The sequence below is a fragment of the Arthrobacter sp. R4-81 genome (assembly GCF_054792365.1).
Map to the genome: position 1 here is coordinate 3987041 of NZ_CP096445.1, position 17101 is coordinate 4004141.

Sequence of the window (17101 nt, forward strand, 5' to 3'; positions counted from 1 at the left end):
GAGCTCCTGCTGTCTGGCGGTTCCAGTGAGCCAATTTTACGCCCGAAGAGCCGAAAAAGCCCCGGAGGCATAATGTTTCCGGCCTGGCCGAGGCCTAACGGAGTGACTTGTCCCCGGGGTTTTTGGGGACGACGTAGGTGCTTCCGTCCGGCCGTTTCACCGTTTCCCACTGCTGGCTTTCGGTTTCGCGGCTGGCCAGCAGTTTTTTGTTCTCTTCGGTCATTTCGTGGGAAAGGGAACTGCGATTGGCCGGGCCGAAAATCGCCCGCAGCTTTCCTGTTGCACGCATAAACCTCTGTGCCCGGTTTTCTTTTGCCGCCATCTGAAATCCTCCAGGTTTTGTCTTCTTACCGTTGCTACCGCAGGGCGCTGCCACGCCGCCCGCACCAGCCGGCCTCACGCACTCTCTCCATAAGTGTACGCTAATCATTAGTGCACTAACTTAGGAGAATCATGAAGCAGCAGCTTGCAACCGGCCAAGAGCAGATCAGCGAGGTGAAGGTCACCGACGGTCAGGCCAACGATGACGAACTCCTCCTCTTGGAGCATCAGTTGTGCTTCTCGCTCACAGTGGCAGCACGCAATGTCGTGGCCGCGTACAAGCCGGTGCTGGAGAAGCTGGGACTCACCCATCCGCAGTATCTGGTGATGCTGTGCCTGTGGGAATCCAGTCCACGGATGGTTCGGGACATCAGTGGCGCCCTAAGCCAGGAACCGGCCACCATCTCCCCTCTGCTCAAGCGCCTCGAAGCCGCAGGCCTGATCACCCGTGGCCGCGCCGTGGGAAACGAGCGCGCCCTGGCCGTCGAACTGACCGCCAAGGGAGCCGCCCTCCGTCAAAAGGCAACGGCCGTGCCTGGCACCATGATGACGCGGCTCGGCCTGACCCGGCAGCAGGTCACTCAGCTCCATGCGTCCATGATGGGCCTGATCGCCGCGTCTGCGGAGCCAGCGGCAGACGCATTTGCAGAGTAGCCAGCTGCCCCGGCCGCCGCTTCCGGGATGGCCGGCGATAGAATAAGGAAAACAGAGGGGAACGGGTAATGCGCAAGGGGCTCATCCACGGATTGCTCACGGTGTTCGCTGCCGCCGCTCTCGCAGCGTGTTCCCCGGTCGGCGGCACTGCAGGCCCCACACCAACGGGGACGGCCTCGAATGGCACCGCTTCTGCTTCAACCCAGCCTTCGACTCTGGCCACGCCTACAGTCCCACCCGACATCGAAACTACCGAACCAGCACCCTCGCCGCCCTTAGAGTCCCCGCTTGGTACCGGACCAGGGCAAGGCAACGTGGAACTTGCCATCGTGGTGACCCCTTCGGAAACCGAACCGGCCATCAATTACACGCTGGTGTGCCAGGACGGCGCGCCTGCCGAGGAAAGTAAGCACCCCCAGGCCGAGGTTGCTTGCACAGCGCTCAAGAATCACCCCGCAATACTGAATCCGCCGGCCCGCAGCACGGATCGGGCCTGCACCCAGCAATACGGCGGCCCGCAGCGCGCCACAGTCACGGGAATCGTGGATGGAACACCCGTAGACGTAGGCTTCTCCCGCACGGACGGATGCGAAATTGCTGCCTGGAATGCCGCCAAGGATGTCTTGGGCCCAACCGGCGGAGCCCTCTAGCGCCATGCGATTCCCTCAGGTCAACTGGCCGCAGCAGGAGCATGTGCTGTCGCCGGACAACTGGATGGCCCGTGAGGCAGCCCATCAGCTGCGGGTTCGCCAGTACTCCGAGCCGTATATTGCCCGCCGTTCCGCCGGGCAAAAGCACCCGGTGGAGGACTTCCTTTTCACTTACTACACCCAAAAACCCGGCCAGCTGATGCGCTGGCACCCTGGGGACGCCGTCGTACTTTCCGGGACGGAGGCGCAGACACGAGCCGGGTGGAAATACTACCGGCAGCTCGACGACGCCGAACTCGCCTCAGCGGGGCTGCCTCCAGGCAGTGTCGCGCTGGCTTCTGACCGGGCGTCATTCCTGCGGGACAGGTTCGAGGCGGTGCGGTTTGCGGGCATCATCCTGCAGGGGACAGCACTGCGGCCTGGCCAGTTCGGCTGTTTCGGACTCCACGAATGGGCCATGGTGTACCGGCAGGACAAATTTCAGCTCCGCCATGAGTACCTGCAACTGCGGCTGGGAAGTACCGGAACCGACCGCGTGGTGGAGGAAAACCGGATCCGCTGCTCACATTTTGATGCTTTCCGCTTTTATACACCCGACGCCATTCCACTGAACGATCTTTCTCCGAGCCGGGAAAACCAGCGGTCCATGGAGCAGCCAGGCTGCCTCCACGCCAACATGGACCTCTATAAATGGGCCTACAAGCTATCGCCCGCGCTTCCGAGCGAACTGGTGATGGACTGTTTCGAACTGTCCTGGCGGATCCGGGCCATGGACATGCAGGCATCGCCCTACGACCTCGAACAATGGGGCTATCCCGCCATCCGGATCGAGACTGCCGAAGGCAAAGCGCAATACGTGGAGCACCAAAGGGCCTTCTCGGCCGAAGCCCAGGCGTTGCGCGGGCGGCTCTTGGAGGCGCTGAAACCGTTACTTGAGGCTGCCGGTGCGATGTCGCCCCCAGCTCAGCCATCCGAGGCGAAACATGAGCGCCCTGCCTGAATCCGCGGAGGTGGATTTGACGGCAAAGGTGAGCGGTCTGCCGGACGGCGGGGAGAGCACTTTCCGGCTTCTCATCCGCAATGGATCCGTCTCTCCCGAGTCCACGGTGCCGGACCCCGGCGCCGCGTTGGCCGCCGTCAAACGGTTCGGTGAGGAGATCTTCTTCGCCCCCCGCCGGGCGGACATGATCTGCACGCAGCAATACGGCGGCCCCCAGGTTGCGCTTGTGACGGGTGTCCTCCATGGGCGGCGGGTCAGTAGCAGGTTCAGCCTCACTGACGGCTGTGAGATCGCCCGTTGGCGTGCAATGGAACCGCTGCTGGGCGGGCCGGCCTCCCGTCGCGGCCTCGTGTAGGTCTCCGAAGATCCACACAAAACCCCCGCCAAACAGGCCGGCAAACAGAGCGTCCCGGGCAGCGTACCCTGCCCGGGACGTTCCCTTTGCTCTTACGTTGTTCCAGTAACCTCCTAGACGCCTGGCACCGCGTCAACGGAGGATGTCGTCAGGCCACCGGCGGGAGCTGCCGCTGAGGCAGCACCCACCTTGACGCTGACCCACGTTGTGATGCCGTTGGGGCCCAGGTTCAGGCGGGCTAGGTAGGAACCTTCCTCCAGGCCAGACCAGTTCACCGTGGCCGTGGTAGGGGTGCCGTTGGGTGCAACGATCGGGTTCGGGCTCACCGTTAGGTTGCCCGCGTCCCCGGCCAAAGACACAGCCTGAACGCGGGCCGTGGCAGCACCGTTCTCTGGAGTGGAGTAAAGGTTGGCCACGATGTAGTAGGTGCCGGCGCGGGGGGCGTCCAGCTCCAGGAACTCACTGGCAGAGGCCGTCGCCACCTGGGTGGGCTCGAGGCCTCCCTTACCGTCCGGCGCGTAGACCACCATGTCCCAGTCGACGTCTTCACTCTCCGCCTGGATACCCAAGCGGGTGAATTCCGTGCCTTCCGGAACGGTCACCTTAATCACCGCATTGTGCTCATCGTTCCTGGGAGCGAAAGCACCGGGGGTCTTGGTGACGGAGGTTTCCGCCAAGGGAGCCAGGCCTTCCACTGCTACGGCAATGGGCGCATCCGAACCGGAGACCAGGTCAAGAGTTCCGCTGCCGTCTCCTGTGCTGGAGCTGAAGGAGAACGATGGAGCGATCTGAGCGTCGACCGGACGGATCGCGATGGGCGAACTGACGGTCCGAGGCCCCTTCCAGGTAAGCGTGCCGGTGCTGAACTTACCCATGGGAGCGCTGACGTTCCGGATGGTGATGGTGACTTCGCGGGTTTTGCCGGCCTTGGCGAAGTTCAGGACCTGCGGCTCAACGTGGACATCGAATCCCGGCATGTTCACTTCGGGCGTGTACTTGCCCGGGACCAAGGCAGTCAGTTGGCGCTTGACGCTGACTTCTCCCACCAGGCTGCCCAAGGCAATGGACGCCAGATTAAGGTCGCGTGCTGGGATACTGCCGGCTTCAGGCGAACCGGTATCCATGCCCTGGCCGTTGAGGAACGCGAGCCAGTCCTTGACGCCGGAGTTGTAGACCAGCCCGGGGTCGAGGACACGGGTCGAGTCGATGTGACCGGCACCGCCTGCAAACGGATCCTTGTTCGGCGAGCCGTCCGCATTGACCAGCGGGTAAGCCGTTGTCATCATGGCGGACTTGACCATGGAGGGGGTCCACTTGGGTTGCTTGCCGAGCACCAAGGCACCGAAACCGGCGATGTGGGGGGCTGCCATGGACGTACCGGACATAAAGCCGAACTGCGCGCCCGCATTGCCGATCGTGGATACGCCGGCCAGGACGTTGACGCCGGGAGCCGAGACGTCCGGCTTCAGGAGGTCTCCTCCGGAGGCCAAGCTTGGGCCGCGGGAAGAGAACCCGGCGATCTGGGGAACGGCCGGCAGCGGCTCACCGGTGAGGTCACCCTGGACGAGGCTGACGGTCAGGGCCGGGTTGGCAGCCAACTTGGACTTGAGCTCAAGGCTCTTGGGTGCGTTCACGTGGACAGTGGGCAGCGCATGGTTGTCGGCGTCCTCAGAGCTGGCGGTGAGGTTAACCAGGATCATGCCCACGCCGCCGGCCCTTTGGACTTCCAGGCTCTTGAACGTACGGTCGATCACGCCGCGGTCACAAACCACAACCTTTCCGGCGACCTTTGCTGCATCCAGGGTGTCCGGACCGCAGAGGTTGGCCGTAGTGGCTCCGGAGGCAGCGGCGTCGGCCGCCACCACAACGGGAGCATCCTTGACTTCTGCCTTCATGATGGAAGCACCACGGTACAGCGAGCCGTCGGAGACCTTCACTGTTCCCAGCAATTCGCTGGGGAATGTGGAGGCCGCCACAGTTGTGAGCCACGGGGCAGCGTGGTTCACGGTGGAAGCCGTGGGGCCTGAGTTCCCTGCCGAGGCTGAGACGAAGACTCCCGCTGCGGCGGCATTCAGGAACGCCAGGGAAACCGGGTCTGTGGTGCTGTTGGTGTTTCCTGAAATTGAGTAGTTGAGCACATCCACGCCGTCCTTGATGGCGGCTTCGATGGCATCGATGGAGGCGGAGGAGTAGCAGCCGCCGGTGGCCGGATCATCGTCTTCCCAGCAGATCTTGTACACAGAAACTTTGGCAGCAGGAGCGACGCCTGAACTCTTGCCGAAGCTCTTGCCATCGATCGTTTGTTCGACATTGGCATTACCCGCGGCAGTGGTGGCTGTATGTGTGCCATGGCTGCCGACGTCGACCGGTGAAATCAGTTCCTCGGGAGCACGGTGCTCCGGCTCCACGCCCTCCAGGAACGCGTCCGCGAAGTAGCGGGCGCCGATGACTTTTGAATTGCAGAGGCTGCCGTCAAAGTCGGCGCCGGATTCGATGCCCTTCTGGCATTCGCCCTGAAACGTGGTGCCGTCTGCCTTCAGCATGGCAATCCGGCCATCCGCAGTCCGGTAGGGCACGCCGACTTCTGCCTTCCCCTTAAGGGGCTGCACTGCTTCTCCGGCAAGGAACGGGTTGTCAGGGGCGTACCCCGAATCGATGACGCCCACCACAACCCCCTTCCCGGCATTGGCCTCGCCGCCAAACTGCTTGGCCCAAACCCCGTCAGGTCCGGTGAGCTTCAGGAAATCGGTGGTGGTGTAATCCGGAGCGTTCTGCGTGTCGGGGGCAACCTTAAGCACTTTGCTGTCTTTTGCCAGATCGGCAGCCTGCTCGGCGGTGAGCTCGGCAACGAAGGCGTTCAGGGCGGCTGTGAACTGCTTCTGAGGAGTAACCCCCTGCTGTGCCGCGACCTCCCGCTGTGACTTTCGCAGATGGGCATCGTAGGCCTTGTAATTCTGGCCCTCCGCGTCGAGTTTGCGGCCCTGCTGGGGTTTGGTGGCGGGCAAGCCCGCTGTTCCGCCTTCGTAGGCGGCCGCTGCCTTTTCGGCAAGCACCACGATGTACCGGCCATCCTGGTAAACCGTAGGGGCGTCGTTTTGGGTGGCTGCTGCACCGGGAGCTGCCGGCACCGCTGTAGCGGGGCTGACAGCGACGGTTCCGAGGAGCAGCGGAAGACCAAGGGCTAATGCCGTTGCCTTCCGAATTCCTCTACCCTTTGTACCCATTGGGGTGCTGTGTCGTGGTGATTTCACGGGTGGGTGAGACCTTTCATGAGGAATGGTCCGGCGTCGCCGGTCTCAACATGGCTGGGCGCAACAACTCGATGACAGTTCCTGTAATCAGAGTGAGACCAGCCCTGTCACAGAGTACAGACTGATAGCTGAATATGACATAGCACACACCTTTCGTAGCCCTTTTGTCATCTGAAAAGAGGGGAGGCATAAACGGTGGTGCGGGCCGGAGGAAAGAACAAGCGGGTGGCTCCCCCCAGTGAGAACCACCCGCCGATGTGGGTTGCCTGTATCGCTGGTTTCTGCCTTTGCCAGCGTCCCCGTGACTGGAGGCAGAACAGCACATAAAAATTGAGGCAACCGGCTTTCCGCCCGCGTAATAACGCCGAGTTTCAGCGCAGCGCGGCAAGGTGCCGATATGAAGAAAAATACCATCGTCGCAGGGAATTTAACCCGCGGAAAAAGAACAATTAAAGTTTTTGGCGGTCCTTTTCAGGAAATTATTCCCGCGGTGTCCTCACCACATCACTGATCCATGCCCGCGTTTTCTCGTCCATGTCACCGGCCACATTGACCTGCCGGGCGGCGCGGTTGGATTGCCGGACGGCGCGGTCCGCCTTCAGTTTCTGAAAAACCATGCGTCCAAGTCCCGCAAAAACTGCGGCCGCCATGATGGGCAATAACAGGGATCTCGGCTTATCAACCATGGCGCCATCCTAATGAGCGGGGTGGGGCAAGACCAGAGCCCGCCGTCGGCCATTGTCCAAGGCTGCCCGCGCCCCTTACCAGTTCCCTTAATCGTCCACTTATTCGCTCGGGGCAGCCCAAGTCCGGTTCACCTGAACCGCCCGAATACGGCGCGGGCCACTATCCCCGGTAGACTGGTCTAGCAAGCTCGCGGAGCGCCCTTTTCACGCTTTTTCGGTCTGTCCAGACAGGCAGTTCAGGCAACAGCGGAACGGCGTGAGACGGCACCCCTCCGCTGCGCCCTTACCCAATGCTCACGCACAGGAGTTACCGGATGCCCCGGATCGTCGTTGACGTCATGCCCAAACCCGAGATTCTGGACCCGCAGGGGAAGGCAATTGTGGGTGCACTCCCCCGGCTGGGTTTCACCAGCTTCAGCTCTGTCCGCCAGGGCAAGCGCTTTGAACTGACCGTGGACGGTGAGGTGACGGATGCCGTCCTCGCACAGGCACGCGAAGCTGCCGAAACGCTTCTGTCCAACCCGGTGATCGAGGACGTCGTCAACGTCGAGGTCGTCGAGGCCTGAGATGACTGAACTTCCCCTGATCGGCGAAGCAGCCGCGGCTCCCTCCGCCGGCTCTCCTGATACCAGCAGGCTCACCGGCGCCAAGATCGGCGTGATAACTTTCCCCGGCACCCTGGACGACCGCGACGCCGCACGCGCCGTTCGTCTCACAGGCGCCACTCCGGTTGCGCTCTGGCACGCGGACACTGGCCTCGGCGACGTCGACGCCGTCGTTATCCCCGGTGGATTCTCCTACGGGGACTACCTTCGGGCCGGCGCGATCGCGCGCTTTGCTCCGCTGATGTCCAAAATCATTGATGCTGCGAACTCGGATGCGAAGCTCCCCGTCCTCGGCATCTGCAACGGCTTCCAGATCCTCACCGAGTCACACCTGCTGCCCGGGTCGATGATCAAAAACGACCATTTGAAGTTCATGTGCCGCGACCAGGTGTTGCGCGTGGAGAACAACAACACCCACTGGACCACCGACTACGCAGCCGGCCAGGAAATCACTGTGCCGCTGAAGAACCAGGACGGCCAGTATATTGCGGACGAAAAGACGCTCGACGCCCTTGAGGCCGAAGGTCGTGTTGTATTCCGCTACGTCGGCTTCAACCCGAACGGCTCGCGGCGTGACATTGCAGGCATCTCCAACACCGCCGGCAACGTGGTGGGCCTTATGCCGCACCCGGAGCACGCAGTGGAGGTGGGTTACGGCCCCGAATCCCTCGACGGAATCGGCGGCACTGACACCGACGGCCTCGGATTCTTCACCTCCGTCCTTAACAAGATTGTGGGAGACGCCAAGTGAGCACCTCAGCTGAAACCGTCAGCAAGAAGTTCAACATCGACACCGTCGAGAACGCAGCCAAGACTCCGGACACGGAATTGCCCTGGGCCGAACTGGGCCTGAAGCAGAATGAGTTCGACGAGGTAGTAAAGGTTCTCGGCCGCCGCCCTACCGGCGCCGAGCTCGCCATGTACTCGGTGATGTGGAGCGAACACTGCTCCTATAAGTCGTCCAAGAACCACCTGCGCCAGTTCGGCGAAAAGGTCACGGACGAGATGAAGAAAGACATGCTCGTGGGCATCGGCGAGAATGCCGGCGTCACCAATCTTGGCGACGGCTGGGCCGTGACGTTCAAGATCGAGTCCCACAATTCGCCGTCGTTCGTGGAGCCCTATCAGGGTGCAGCGACCGGCATCGGCGGCATCGTCCGCGACATCATCTCCATGGGCGCCCGCCCTGTTGCCGTGATGGATCCGCTGCGTTTCGGTGCCATTGACCACCCGGACACGGCCCGCGTTATGCATGGAGCTGTGGCAGGCATCGGCGGCTACGGGAACTCCCTGGGTCTGCCCAACATCGGCGGCGAAATGGTGTTCGATTCCGTTTACCAGGGCAACCCGCTGGTCAACGCCCTGGCTGTCGGCGTCATGCGCCACGAGGACATCCGCCTGGCCAATGCCTCCGGCAAGGGGAACAAGGTGGTGCTGTTCGGTGCCCGCACCGGCGGTGACGGAATCGGCGGTGCCTCCGTGCTGGCCTCTGAGTCCTTCGACGACACCAAGCCGTCCAAGCGTCCCGCTGTGCAGGTGGGCGACCCGTTCGCGGAGAAGGTCCTGATCGAGTGCTGCCTTGAGCTGTTCAAGGGTTCACTGGTCGAAGGTATCCAGGACCTCGGCGCGGCAGGCATCTCCTGCGCAACGTCCGAACTCGCCTCCAATGGCGACGGCGGAATGGAAGTTGAACTGACCTCTGTCCTGCTGCGTGACCCCACTCTGACTCCGGGCGAAATCCTGATGTCCGAGTCGCAGGAACGCATGATGGCCGTGGTCACGCCGGAGAACATTGCTGCTTTTGAGGCAGTCATGGACAAGTGGGCCGTTGAGTACTCCTGGCTCGGCGAGGTGACCGATACCGGCCGCCTGATCATCACTTGGGAAGGTGAGGTCATTGTCGACGTGGACCCGCGCACTGTGGCCCACGACGGTCCCGTCTACGACCGTCCGTATGCCCGCCCTGAGTGGCAGGACGCCGTTCAGGCCGACTCCTTCACCGGTTCGGTACAGGATGCGGGCCGCCCGTCCGCCCCTGCTGAACTGGCCGCAGCTGTCACCGAGCTCATCTCCTCGCCCAACATGTGCGACAAGTCCTGGATCACCAACCAGTACGACCGCTACGTGGGCGGCAACACGGCAATGGCCATGCCCGACGACGCCGGTGTGGTCCGTGTGGACGAGGAAACCGGTCTTGGCGTGGCCCTGGCCACTGACGCCAACGGACGCTACACCTACCTCGACCCTTACCACGGAGCACAACTCGCGCTGGCCGAGGCGTACCGCAACGTAGCCACTGCCGGGGCTGTGCCCATGGCCGTCAGCGACTGCCTCAACTTCGGTTCTCCCGAAGATCCCGACGTCATGTGGCAGTTGGCCGAGGCCATCCGCGGCCTGTCCGACGCATGCATGGTGCTGGGCATCCCGGTCACCGGCGGAAATGTTTCGCTGTACAACCAGACGGGCAGCACTCCGATTCATCCCTCGCCGGTGGTGGCCGTTCTGGGCAAGCTCGACGACGTCGCCCGGCGCACGCCGTCGGGTTGGCGCGAGGATGGCCAGGCCATTTACCTGCTGGGCACTACCTCGGCAGAACTGGACGGCTCGGAATGGTCCAACCTGCGTGGACATCTGGGCGGTCTGCCGCCCAAGGTCGACCTCGCCGCCGAGCGCGCACTGGGTGAAATCCTGATCAACGCCTCACGGGACGGCATGATTGACTCCGCGCACGACCTCTCCGAAGGCGGCCTCGCGGCAGCCCTCGTGGAGTCCTCGCTGCGGTACGGCGTTGGTGCACGCATCGCTTTGCAGGACGTCCTGGACCGCGACGGTGTTGACCTCTTCACGGCGCTGTTCTCCGAGTCGCAGGGCCGTGCCGTTGTGGCTGTGCCCCGCTCCGAGGAGATCCGCTTTAAGGACATGTGCACCGCCCGTAACTTCGAGCACCTCCGGATTGGCGTGGTGGACGCTGCCAGCGGGAAACTGGAGATCAACGGCGTCGAGCCTTTGCCGCTTGACTCGCTCCGCGAAGCCCACGAGGCCACCCTGCCGAAGTACTTCGACTGATCCCCACCCCATCGATTGCTCCGTAACTGCCCTTTTGAACGCTCAGAAGGGCAGTTACGGAGCAATCGTTTCTTAACCGGTACGGAGGAATCGATAGAAGGGTCAGTCCTCGCTGCTCAGCTCGCGCCGCCGGGCGCTGAGCAAATCCACTTCAGGGCGGGCAGCAACAAAGCGCTCGACGGCGTCGAGCACCTCTACGATGTGAGCCCGGTCGGCCGCTACGAGCCCGGCGCCGATAACCGTCCTGCGATATTGGTCCTGGAAGCCAGCCTCGGCCACAGAGACGTCGAACCTGCGTTTGACCTCGGCGATCAACGGCCGCACGACTGCACGTTTTTCCTTCAGGCTATGAACATCGCCAAGGAGGACGTCGAATTCAATCCATCCGATCCACATGATTCACCTACTTTGCTGCCGCCAGTGCCTGTTCGCATTCTTCGATGGCCTCACGGGCCTCCTGCTGTTGCCGGGGCGTCCCCACCCGCTCGGCCCATTGCTCGGCAAGCTGGAACTCCACCAGCGCCTCGGTAGAACGTCCCGCGCGGTGAAGAATCCACCCCAGGTTGCTGTGCAGCTCAACCATCCAGCGCTTGGTCCTCTCGTCGTGAGCTGTGGAGGCATACTCCAAGGCACTTCTTGTCCAGGCCTCGGCATGCGCCGAGTCTGCTATCGCCAGCATGTGGAGGGCATCGACTGCGAGGTAGTCCTCACTCAGATGATCAGCGAGTTCAGCAGCCTGTTCGAACAAAGGCACGGCCATCGCTTCATGCCCGCTGGAGTTCAGGAGGCGGCCGCGTTCAAGGAGCACGCGGACAGCAACGGTTGGTTCGTCGCCGTCAATGGTGTCCAGCAGCGCATCCGCTTCCTCGAAGCGGCCTTGAAGTCCAATAGCCCGCCCCAGCTGCGTTGCAAGCTCGGCGAGCTCATCGGCGTCGTACTGATCCTCTGTCATCTCCGCGCGGAAGCGCGCCTCCGAGGCGGCGGCGTCATCAAAGTTCCATAGGTGGTCAAGGTTTTTCTGCTCCAGCATTCGCTGCTCCTGATCCGCTCTCGGTACTAAAAAAACGTTGGTGGATTACTCCGCAGAATTGGTAAGGCGTGCCCAGCCCAGTTGCTCCTGCTGCTTGCGGGTCAGTGATGCCACCACCAGATCGTAGGAATCCTCCACCATGTCCCGGATCATTTCATCCGGCAGGGAACCATCCAAACGGACGCCGTTCCAGTGTGTCTTATTCATATGCCAGGCGCCCGTGATCTCCGGGTGGGCTGTCCTGAGCTGTTCGGCCAGGACGGGGTCGCATTTGAGGCTAACTGACCAGTTCTCCGGGTCCATCGAGGACAACGCGAACATTTTTGCATGCTGGGTGGCTCCGCCTGAAATTGCCGCCCGGACTTTAAAAACGGAGAATTCCGGCCCGAAGGGAAAGTCTTCAAAGGCTCCGGGAAATCCCAGGCAGATCTCGCGAAGTGCAGCGACGTCCATGAACTGAGCCTACTGTTAGTCGACTGCGCCGGGTACAGAAGATGACTTCAGGCGCCAGGATTCCTGAGCCGGGCAAAGGTTCATCACCACGTCCAGTCCGGCAGCCTTCGCCCGTTCCGCAGCGGCTTCGTCGACGACCCCCAACTGCAGCCACACAGCCTTGGCGCCTACGGCAATGGCCTGGTCCACCACGTCCCCCACCCTTTGGGAGTTCACAAAACAATCCACGACGTCGACCGGCAGCTTTTCCGCCGGGATGTCACCAAGGCGCGAATAACCTACCTCGCCGTGAACGGTGTCCGCCGGAAGGTTGATGGGGATGATTTCCATGCCCATGCGATCTCTTATGAACAGGGATGTGTCGTAGGCAGCCCGCCACTCATGGGAGGTGAGGCCAACGATGGCCCATCTTCCGGGGGTTAGCATGAGGCGTTCGACTACATCCGGATCATTAACGTGCGCCATGGTCCCCAGCCTACGCTCGCAGCCCGAGCCTGCCCGGTCGCCGCACCGCATCGGCAGCGCCGCCCGGCGTGCCTCCGACGCATGTCAGCGATGGTTTTTCTTCAGCCAAGTTCCAACGGAGTCAGCGACTGAAGCCACTGACTGGGGCGGGGGTGTCTGGGAGAAATGGCGGCCACTGGGAAGCCGGCCCGGCCCCGGTCCAGCTGATTTCTTTACAGACTTGTCTTGGGCCGGCACTGCAGCAGCTGATGGTGCGGCGGCTGGTGACCCGGAGGCTGGTGACGCGGCGGCTGGCAAGGCTGAGAGGGCAGCACCCGGCAGCGCACCCTGAAGTGCCGCTGGGTTGGTGGCCGATGGCGACACAGGGACCCGCGGTGTAGCAGCAGGCCCGGCGGCGGCCGGCCCCGAGGCACCCGGCTCTGCGGAACCCGGCTCTACGGGCGCCTCACCATCAGCTACAAGCCAGTCACTCAAATCCAGCGAGGCATCCCAGAACGGGACTCCTTGTACTGCCGCCCGCTGCAGCATCGGACCACGGCTCTCTCCGTCTGCCCCTGGGTATCCTGCTTCCTCTGTGGCCGCTTCGCCGGAGGCCGAGGCCTTGTTGTTCTCCCGCTTTTCCCCGGGGCCGGCTAATGCCACGTGACGGCCCGACCGCCCGGGTTTCGCAGGGACCAATCCAGTTCCGGTCTTGGCGCCATCTGGTAAAGCGCCCGCGGACGCTACAGCACTTCCGCCGCGCATTGCTCGAGAGCCTCCGGCGGGAGCGCTGGCGTCGAGGTGTGCGGCTTCTACCAATCCAGCGGGAGCATCGTCAGGCAGTTCTGCTGCGGCGTAGGGTCGGGAATCCGGCTCCGCGAGTGATCGGCCTTGGAACGCCTGATCGGGGCTTGCAGGCGTCGCCGAGAGTGGCACGGACGCACCTCCGAGAGGAGCTGCCAGGGCAGGGGCCCACCCGCCGTCAAAATTCTGGATCGACACAAGGCCCTGACGGATACCAGGGTTTGGGCTGGTAGCCGCGACCCCGCTGACCCCCAATCCCATGCCCGCAATGACTGCCACGGAAACCACGGTGGGACGATGCTTGCGCAGGGGACGTTTGCGTGCCAGTTCGTCAACGCTGCCAGCCAGCAGGGAAGCGAGTTCGGCGCCCGGTGCCGGCAACGGCAAGTCAGCCAGGGAACGGAGGTTAAGGAGGTAGGCCCTGAGTTCGGGCGCATCGGCATGTCCGGCATCGAGCAGGAGCTCTTCCACCGTTGAGCGGGTTGCTTTCTTCGAATTCGTCATTGCGCCACATACTCCTTCACCGCGGAATGGTCACGGAGTTGGTCTAATGCACGCCTTTGAAGCTGCTTCACCGCTCCTGCGCTCTTCCCCATGATTTTTGCTACCTGATCCACCGTTAGGTCGGCAATGATACGCAGCGTCAGGACTTCCTTCTGGTCCTCGCCCAGCACGTTCAACAACTGCAGCACCTCACCCGGCGAAACCCTCGACAGGGCGTCGCTCTCCGCAGACCCTGACTCCCGGGGATCCAATTCCGGCTCGAAACTCTGCTTCAGCGGTGTTCGGCTCTGACGCCGGCGATCATCAACCATGCGGGCGTGGGCGACTGAAAATACAAAGGTCCGTAGTCCGCCGACTCCTCCACTGATGGAATCAATACGCGGGAGAACGGCCAAGAAAACATCCTGCATTGTTGCCTCCGGATCCTCTACGCCGCGGGCTGTCAGGTATCCAAGGACCTGCGAGGCGTAGCTGCGGTAGACGGCACTGAAAAGTTCGGAGTCACGTCCCCGAAGGGCGCTTAACGATTCGTCAGTCAGCGCGTCAGTCACAGACCTAGGCTTTCGTTCCGGGGAGGATGGCTACATCATTGTAGGGGCATGGTGGGCCATCTGTGACGAACTTCTGCGTACTAACTTTACTTTCGGTAACCACACTTTTGTGAAACCGGTTACCGCTAACAAAGGTTCCGAAGATTACAAAAGGGCCGGGCTGGAACATGATGGGGGACAAATTCCAGCCCGGCACCTCTTGGTGGTTAAAGCGCCGGTTCGAACATGATGGGGGACAAATTCCAACCCGGCGTTTCATAGTGGTAATCGTCACGGCCCCGGCGAGGGTTACGCGAAAACCAAAAATCTTTTGAAGACTTTTTAAGGCCCTGATTACGACGCCGGCGGGCCACCTTTTCAGGTGACCCGCCGGCGTCGTAAATCGGTTGGTGTCAGTCATTGATGAGGTCGTTGACCACGATGGTCTGATCCCGGTCGGGCCCTACACCGATAGCCGAGAACCGCGTCCCTGAGAGCTTCTCGAGGGCCAGCACGTAGTTCTTGGCGTTCTCAGGGAGGTCCTCGAGTGTGCGGGCAGTTGTGATGTCCTCAGTCCACCCCTCGAAGTACTCGAAGATGGGCTTCGCGTGGTGGAATTCCGTCTGGGTCATCGGCATCTCGTCATGGCGAACGCCGTCGACGTCGTAAGCGACGCAGACGGGAATCTGCTCGATGCCGGTGAGGACGTCCAACTTAGTGACGAAGTAGTCCGTGAAACCGTTGACGCGGGAGGCGTGGCGGGCCAGGACGGCGTCGTACCAGCCGCAGCGGCGCGGCCGTCCGGTGTTCACGCCGAACTCGCCGCCGGTCTTCTGCAGATACACGCCCATCTCATCAAAGAGCTCGGTGGGGAAAGGGCCGGCACCAACGCGGGTGGTGTAGGCCTTGATGATTCCTATGGAGCGCGAAATGCGGGTGGGACCGATGCCGGAACCGACCGAGGCGCCGCCGGCAGTGGGGTTGGAGGACGTGACGAAGGGGTAGGTGCCGTGGTCGACGTCAAGGAACGTGGCCTGGCCGCCTTCCATGAGTACTACCTTGCCTTCATCCAACGCTTTGTTCAGTACCAGTGTGCTGTCGATAACGAGCGGGCGGAGGCGTTCGGCGAATGAGAGGAAATAGTCCACGATCTCGTCCACTTCGATATCACGCCGGTTGTAGACCTTGACCAGGAGTTCGTTTTTCTGGCGCAAGGATCCCTCCACTTTCTGGCGAAGGATGGAGGCGTCAAACACGTCCTGGACGCGTATGCCGAGGCGTGCCACTTTGTCCATGTAGGCAGGACCGATTCCACGGCCCGTGGTTCCGATGGCGCGGCTGCCCAGGAAGCGCTCCGTCACCTTATCCAGCACTTGGTGATACGGCGCCACAAGATGGGCGTTCGCAGAGACGCGCAGTTTGGAGGTGTCAGCGCCGCGGGCTTGAAGCCCGTCGATCTCCTGGAACAGGGCCTCAAGGTTCACCACACAACCGTTGCCGATGACCGGGACGGCGTTTGGGCTCAGGATGCCGGCAGGAAGGAGCTTAAGCTCGTACTTCTCACCGCCCACGACGACGGTATGCCCGGCGTTGTTGCCGCCGTTCGGCTTGACCACGTAGTCAACGCGTCCGCCAAGCAGGTCAGTGGCTTTACCTTTGCCTTCGTCGCCCCATTGGGCTCCGACGATCACGATTGCTGGCATGGGATCCTCCCCCATTCGTTCGGGCCATTCCGCAGACAACCCATTCAATTAGGTCAGCCACGGTCCTGCGCCGTTCATGAGAATGCCCCGAATATCACCGCAGCGCCCTTGGCCTGTTGACCGGCGGGCAAATGCAAGAGATCCGGGGCTCTTACGACCCAAGTTTAGCCGATGTCAGCGGCAAGCAGCGTTCACGGTTTGACTGCGTGCCACTCCCGCCTTTGTGAGGGGCATTACGTGGCTTCGAAGCAGGGGACCCACATTTTGCAGGGCTTGCTAAGCTGGTAGAGAACGATCAGGGAATCGTTCCACACAACATCTTTTTCAATCCAGGCTGTACTCGGCGTGCCCGCTTACGGTCCGGCAGCGTGACCTATCCCCGCAGGAGACCCAGCAATTTATGGCAGCCTTGGCCACTGAACCTTTCCACGAGCAGCTTTTGAGCCGCCGTTATGAACCCAATGTCGCAGCCGTCAACGAACTGTGCGACGCCCTCCAGTCCGCCAAGCCAGGCACGCAGGTTCCGTATGTGGACCCGATGCACGATGTGGACGAATGCCGCATCATCAGCCTGTACTCCAACATCGGCACCGCTGACGACTCCGGATTCATCACTGCCGGGGATGACGAGGCAGCCACCCGCATGCTGGGGGTTCAGTGGAAACTTGGACTTCGACCGGAGTTTGTCATGCCGTGGAACGTATACCCGTGGCACGTTGCCGGTGAACCCAATGGCAAGTTCACCCCGGACCAGATCGCAGCTGGCCTCAAGCCGCTGTTGAAGTTCCTGGCCCTCGTCCCGCGCGCGTCGGTCATCGTGGCTCATGGCACGGAGGCAAACCGCCTCGCCGGCCTTCTCCTCAAGACCGAGGTGCCTTTGCTGTGGCGCCGCGGCCTCAAGACCTACAAAGTCCGCTCACTCAGCGGCCGGGCGTTCGCAGGCACCCCTGTGCGCCAGCAGCAGTACCTGGACGACATGCACGTCGCTTATGCAGACGCCATGGCCCGTACCGGGCTCACGAAGCCCAGCTAGCACCTGATGTAG

Annotated in this window: 18 protein-coding genes; 8 read left to right on the forward strand and 10 right to left on the reverse strand. The window is 62.2% G+C overall.

What is annotated here, in order from left to right; all coding sequences use genetic code 11:
• Positions 1-94: 94 nt before the first annotated feature.
• Positions 95-322, reverse strand: a complete 228-nt coding sequence (locus tag M1E05_RS18315; RefSeq protein WP_309108215.1) for a hypothetical protein — start codon at positions 320-322, stop codon at positions 95-97.
• Between the two features lie 131 nt (positions 323-453).
• Here M1E05_RS18315 and M1E05_RS18320 point away from each other — a divergent pair, with 131 nt between their 5' ends.
• The 4 genes from M1E05_RS18320 to M1E05_RS18335 all read left to right on the forward strand — a co-directional run bounded on the left by M1E05_RS18320 (position 454) and on the right by M1E05_RS18335 (position 2980).
• On the forward strand, positions 454-975 hold the full coding sequence (locus M1E05_RS18320) for a MarR family winged helix-turn-helix transcriptional regulator (RefSeq protein ID WP_461163816.1): 522 nt from the start codon (positions 454-456) through the stop codon (positions 973-975).
• 68 nt (positions 976-1043) lie between these two features.
• Positions 1044-1625 carry an SSI family serine proteinase inhibitor gene (locus M1E05_RS18325; RefSeq protein WP_461163817.1) on the forward strand — a complete coding sequence of 194 codons (582 nt, stop codon included), beginning with the start codon at positions 1044-1046 and terminating at the stop codon, positions 1623-1625.
• Positions 1626-1629: 4 nt separating this feature from the next.
• Complete coding sequence (locus M1E05_RS18330) at positions 1630-2625, forward strand: 3-methyladenine DNA glycosylase (RefSeq protein WP_461163818.1); 996 nt, start codon at positions 1630-1632, stop codon at positions 2623-2625.
• Positions 2609-2980 (forward strand): type 1 glutamine amidotransferase family protein, encoded by a 372-nt coding sequence (locus M1E05_RS18335; RefSeq protein WP_458113153.1) that lies wholly within the window; start codon positions 2609-2611, stop codon positions 2978-2980. Before M1E05_RS18330 ends, M1E05_RS18335 begins: the two co-directional genes overlap by 17 nt.
• 113 nt (positions 2981-3093) lie before the next feature.
• Here M1E05_RS18335 and M1E05_RS18340 read toward each other — a convergent pair whose 3' ends face one another.
• Positions 3094-6204 (reverse strand): S8 family serine peptidase, encoded by a 3111-nt coding sequence (locus M1E05_RS18340; protein WP_461163819.1) that lies wholly within the window; start codon positions 6202-6204, stop codon positions 3094-3096.
• A gap of 506 nt (positions 6205-6710) precedes the next feature.
• Positions 6711-6917, reverse strand: a complete 207-nt coding sequence (locus M1E05_RS18345) for a hypothetical protein (RefSeq protein WP_458113151.1) — start codon at positions 6915-6917, stop codon at positions 6711-6713.
• A 314-nt stretch (positions 6918-7231) separates the two neighbouring features.
• On the opposite strand from M1E05_RS18345, the gene purS reads away from it, so the two are divergent.
• The 3 genes from purS to purL are packed head-to-tail and all read left to right on the forward strand — an operon-like array spanning position 7232 to position 10588.
• A complete protein-coding gene (gene purS / locus M1E05_RS18350; RefSeq protein WP_247046177.1) occupies positions 7232-7483 on the forward strand; it encodes a phosphoribosylformylglycinamidine synthase subunit PurS in 252 nt (83 codons plus the stop codon).
• Between the two features lies 1 nt (position 7484).
• Complete coding sequence (gene purQ, locus M1E05_RS18355) at positions 7485-8273, forward strand: phosphoribosylformylglycinamidine synthase subunit PurQ (protein WP_461163820.1); 789 nt, start codon at positions 7485-7487, stop codon at positions 8271-8273.
• Entirely contained in the window at positions 8270-10588 is a 2319-nt protein-coding gene (purL, locus tag M1E05_RS18360) for a phosphoribosylformylglycinamidine synthase subunit PurL (RefSeq protein ID WP_458113149.1), read from the forward strand. Before purQ ends, purL begins: the two co-directional genes overlap by 4 nt.
• Before the next feature lie 102 nt (positions 10589-10690).
• Here the strand turns inward: purL and M1E05_RS18365 are convergent, their stop codons facing one another.
• The 7 genes from M1E05_RS18365 to M1E05_RS18395 form a co-directional block, all read right to left on the reverse strand.
• Positions 10691-10984 (reverse strand): DUF503 domain-containing protein, encoded by a 294-nt coding sequence (locus tag M1E05_RS18365; RefSeq protein ID WP_458113148.1) that lies wholly within the window; start codon positions 10982-10984, stop codon positions 10691-10693.
• A gap of 7 nt (positions 10985-10991) precedes the next feature.
• A complete protein-coding gene (locus M1E05_RS18370; protein ID WP_458113147.1) occupies positions 10992-11618 on the reverse strand; it encodes a tetratricopeptide repeat protein in 627 nt (208 codons plus the stop codon).
• A 45-nt stretch (positions 11619-11663) separates the two neighbouring features.
• Positions 11664-12071 (reverse strand): MmcQ/YjbR family DNA-binding protein, encoded by a 408-nt coding sequence (locus M1E05_RS18375; protein WP_458113146.1) that lies wholly within the window; start codon positions 12069-12071, stop codon positions 11664-11666.
• A 15-nt stretch (positions 12072-12086) separates the two neighbouring features.
• Complete coding sequence (locus M1E05_RS18380; protein ID WP_458113145.1) at positions 12087-12536, reverse strand: CoA-binding protein; 450 nt, start codon at positions 12534-12536, stop codon at positions 12087-12089.
• An 84-nt stretch (positions 12537-12620) separates the two neighbouring features.
• The gene (locus M1E05_RS18385) at positions 12621-13823 is read right to left on the reverse strand and encodes a serine/threonine-protein kinase (protein ID WP_461163821.1); all 1203 of its coding nucleotides are present in this window, start codon (positions 13821-13823) and stop codon (positions 12621-12623) included.
• Complete coding sequence (locus M1E05_RS18390) at positions 13820-14374, reverse strand: RNA polymerase sigma factor (RefSeq protein ID WP_458113143.1); 555 nt, start codon at positions 14372-14374, stop codon at positions 13820-13822. The genes M1E05_RS18385 and M1E05_RS18390 overlap by 4 nt, the downstream gene beginning before the upstream one ends.
• A gap of 392 nt (positions 14375-14766) precedes the next feature.
• Entirely contained in the window at positions 14767-16056 is a 1290-nt protein-coding gene (locus M1E05_RS18395; protein ID WP_458113142.1) for an adenylosuccinate synthase, read from the reverse strand.
• Between the two features lie 400 nt (positions 16057-16456).
• Here M1E05_RS18395 and M1E05_RS18400 point away from each other — a divergent pair, with 400 nt between their 5' ends.
• Positions 16457-17089 carry a uracil-DNA glycosylase family protein gene (locus tag M1E05_RS18400; RefSeq protein WP_461163822.1) on the forward strand — a complete coding sequence of 211 codons (633 nt, stop codon included), beginning with the start codon at positions 16457-16459 and terminating at the stop codon, positions 17087-17089.
• Positions 17090-17101: the final 12 nt, after the last annotated feature.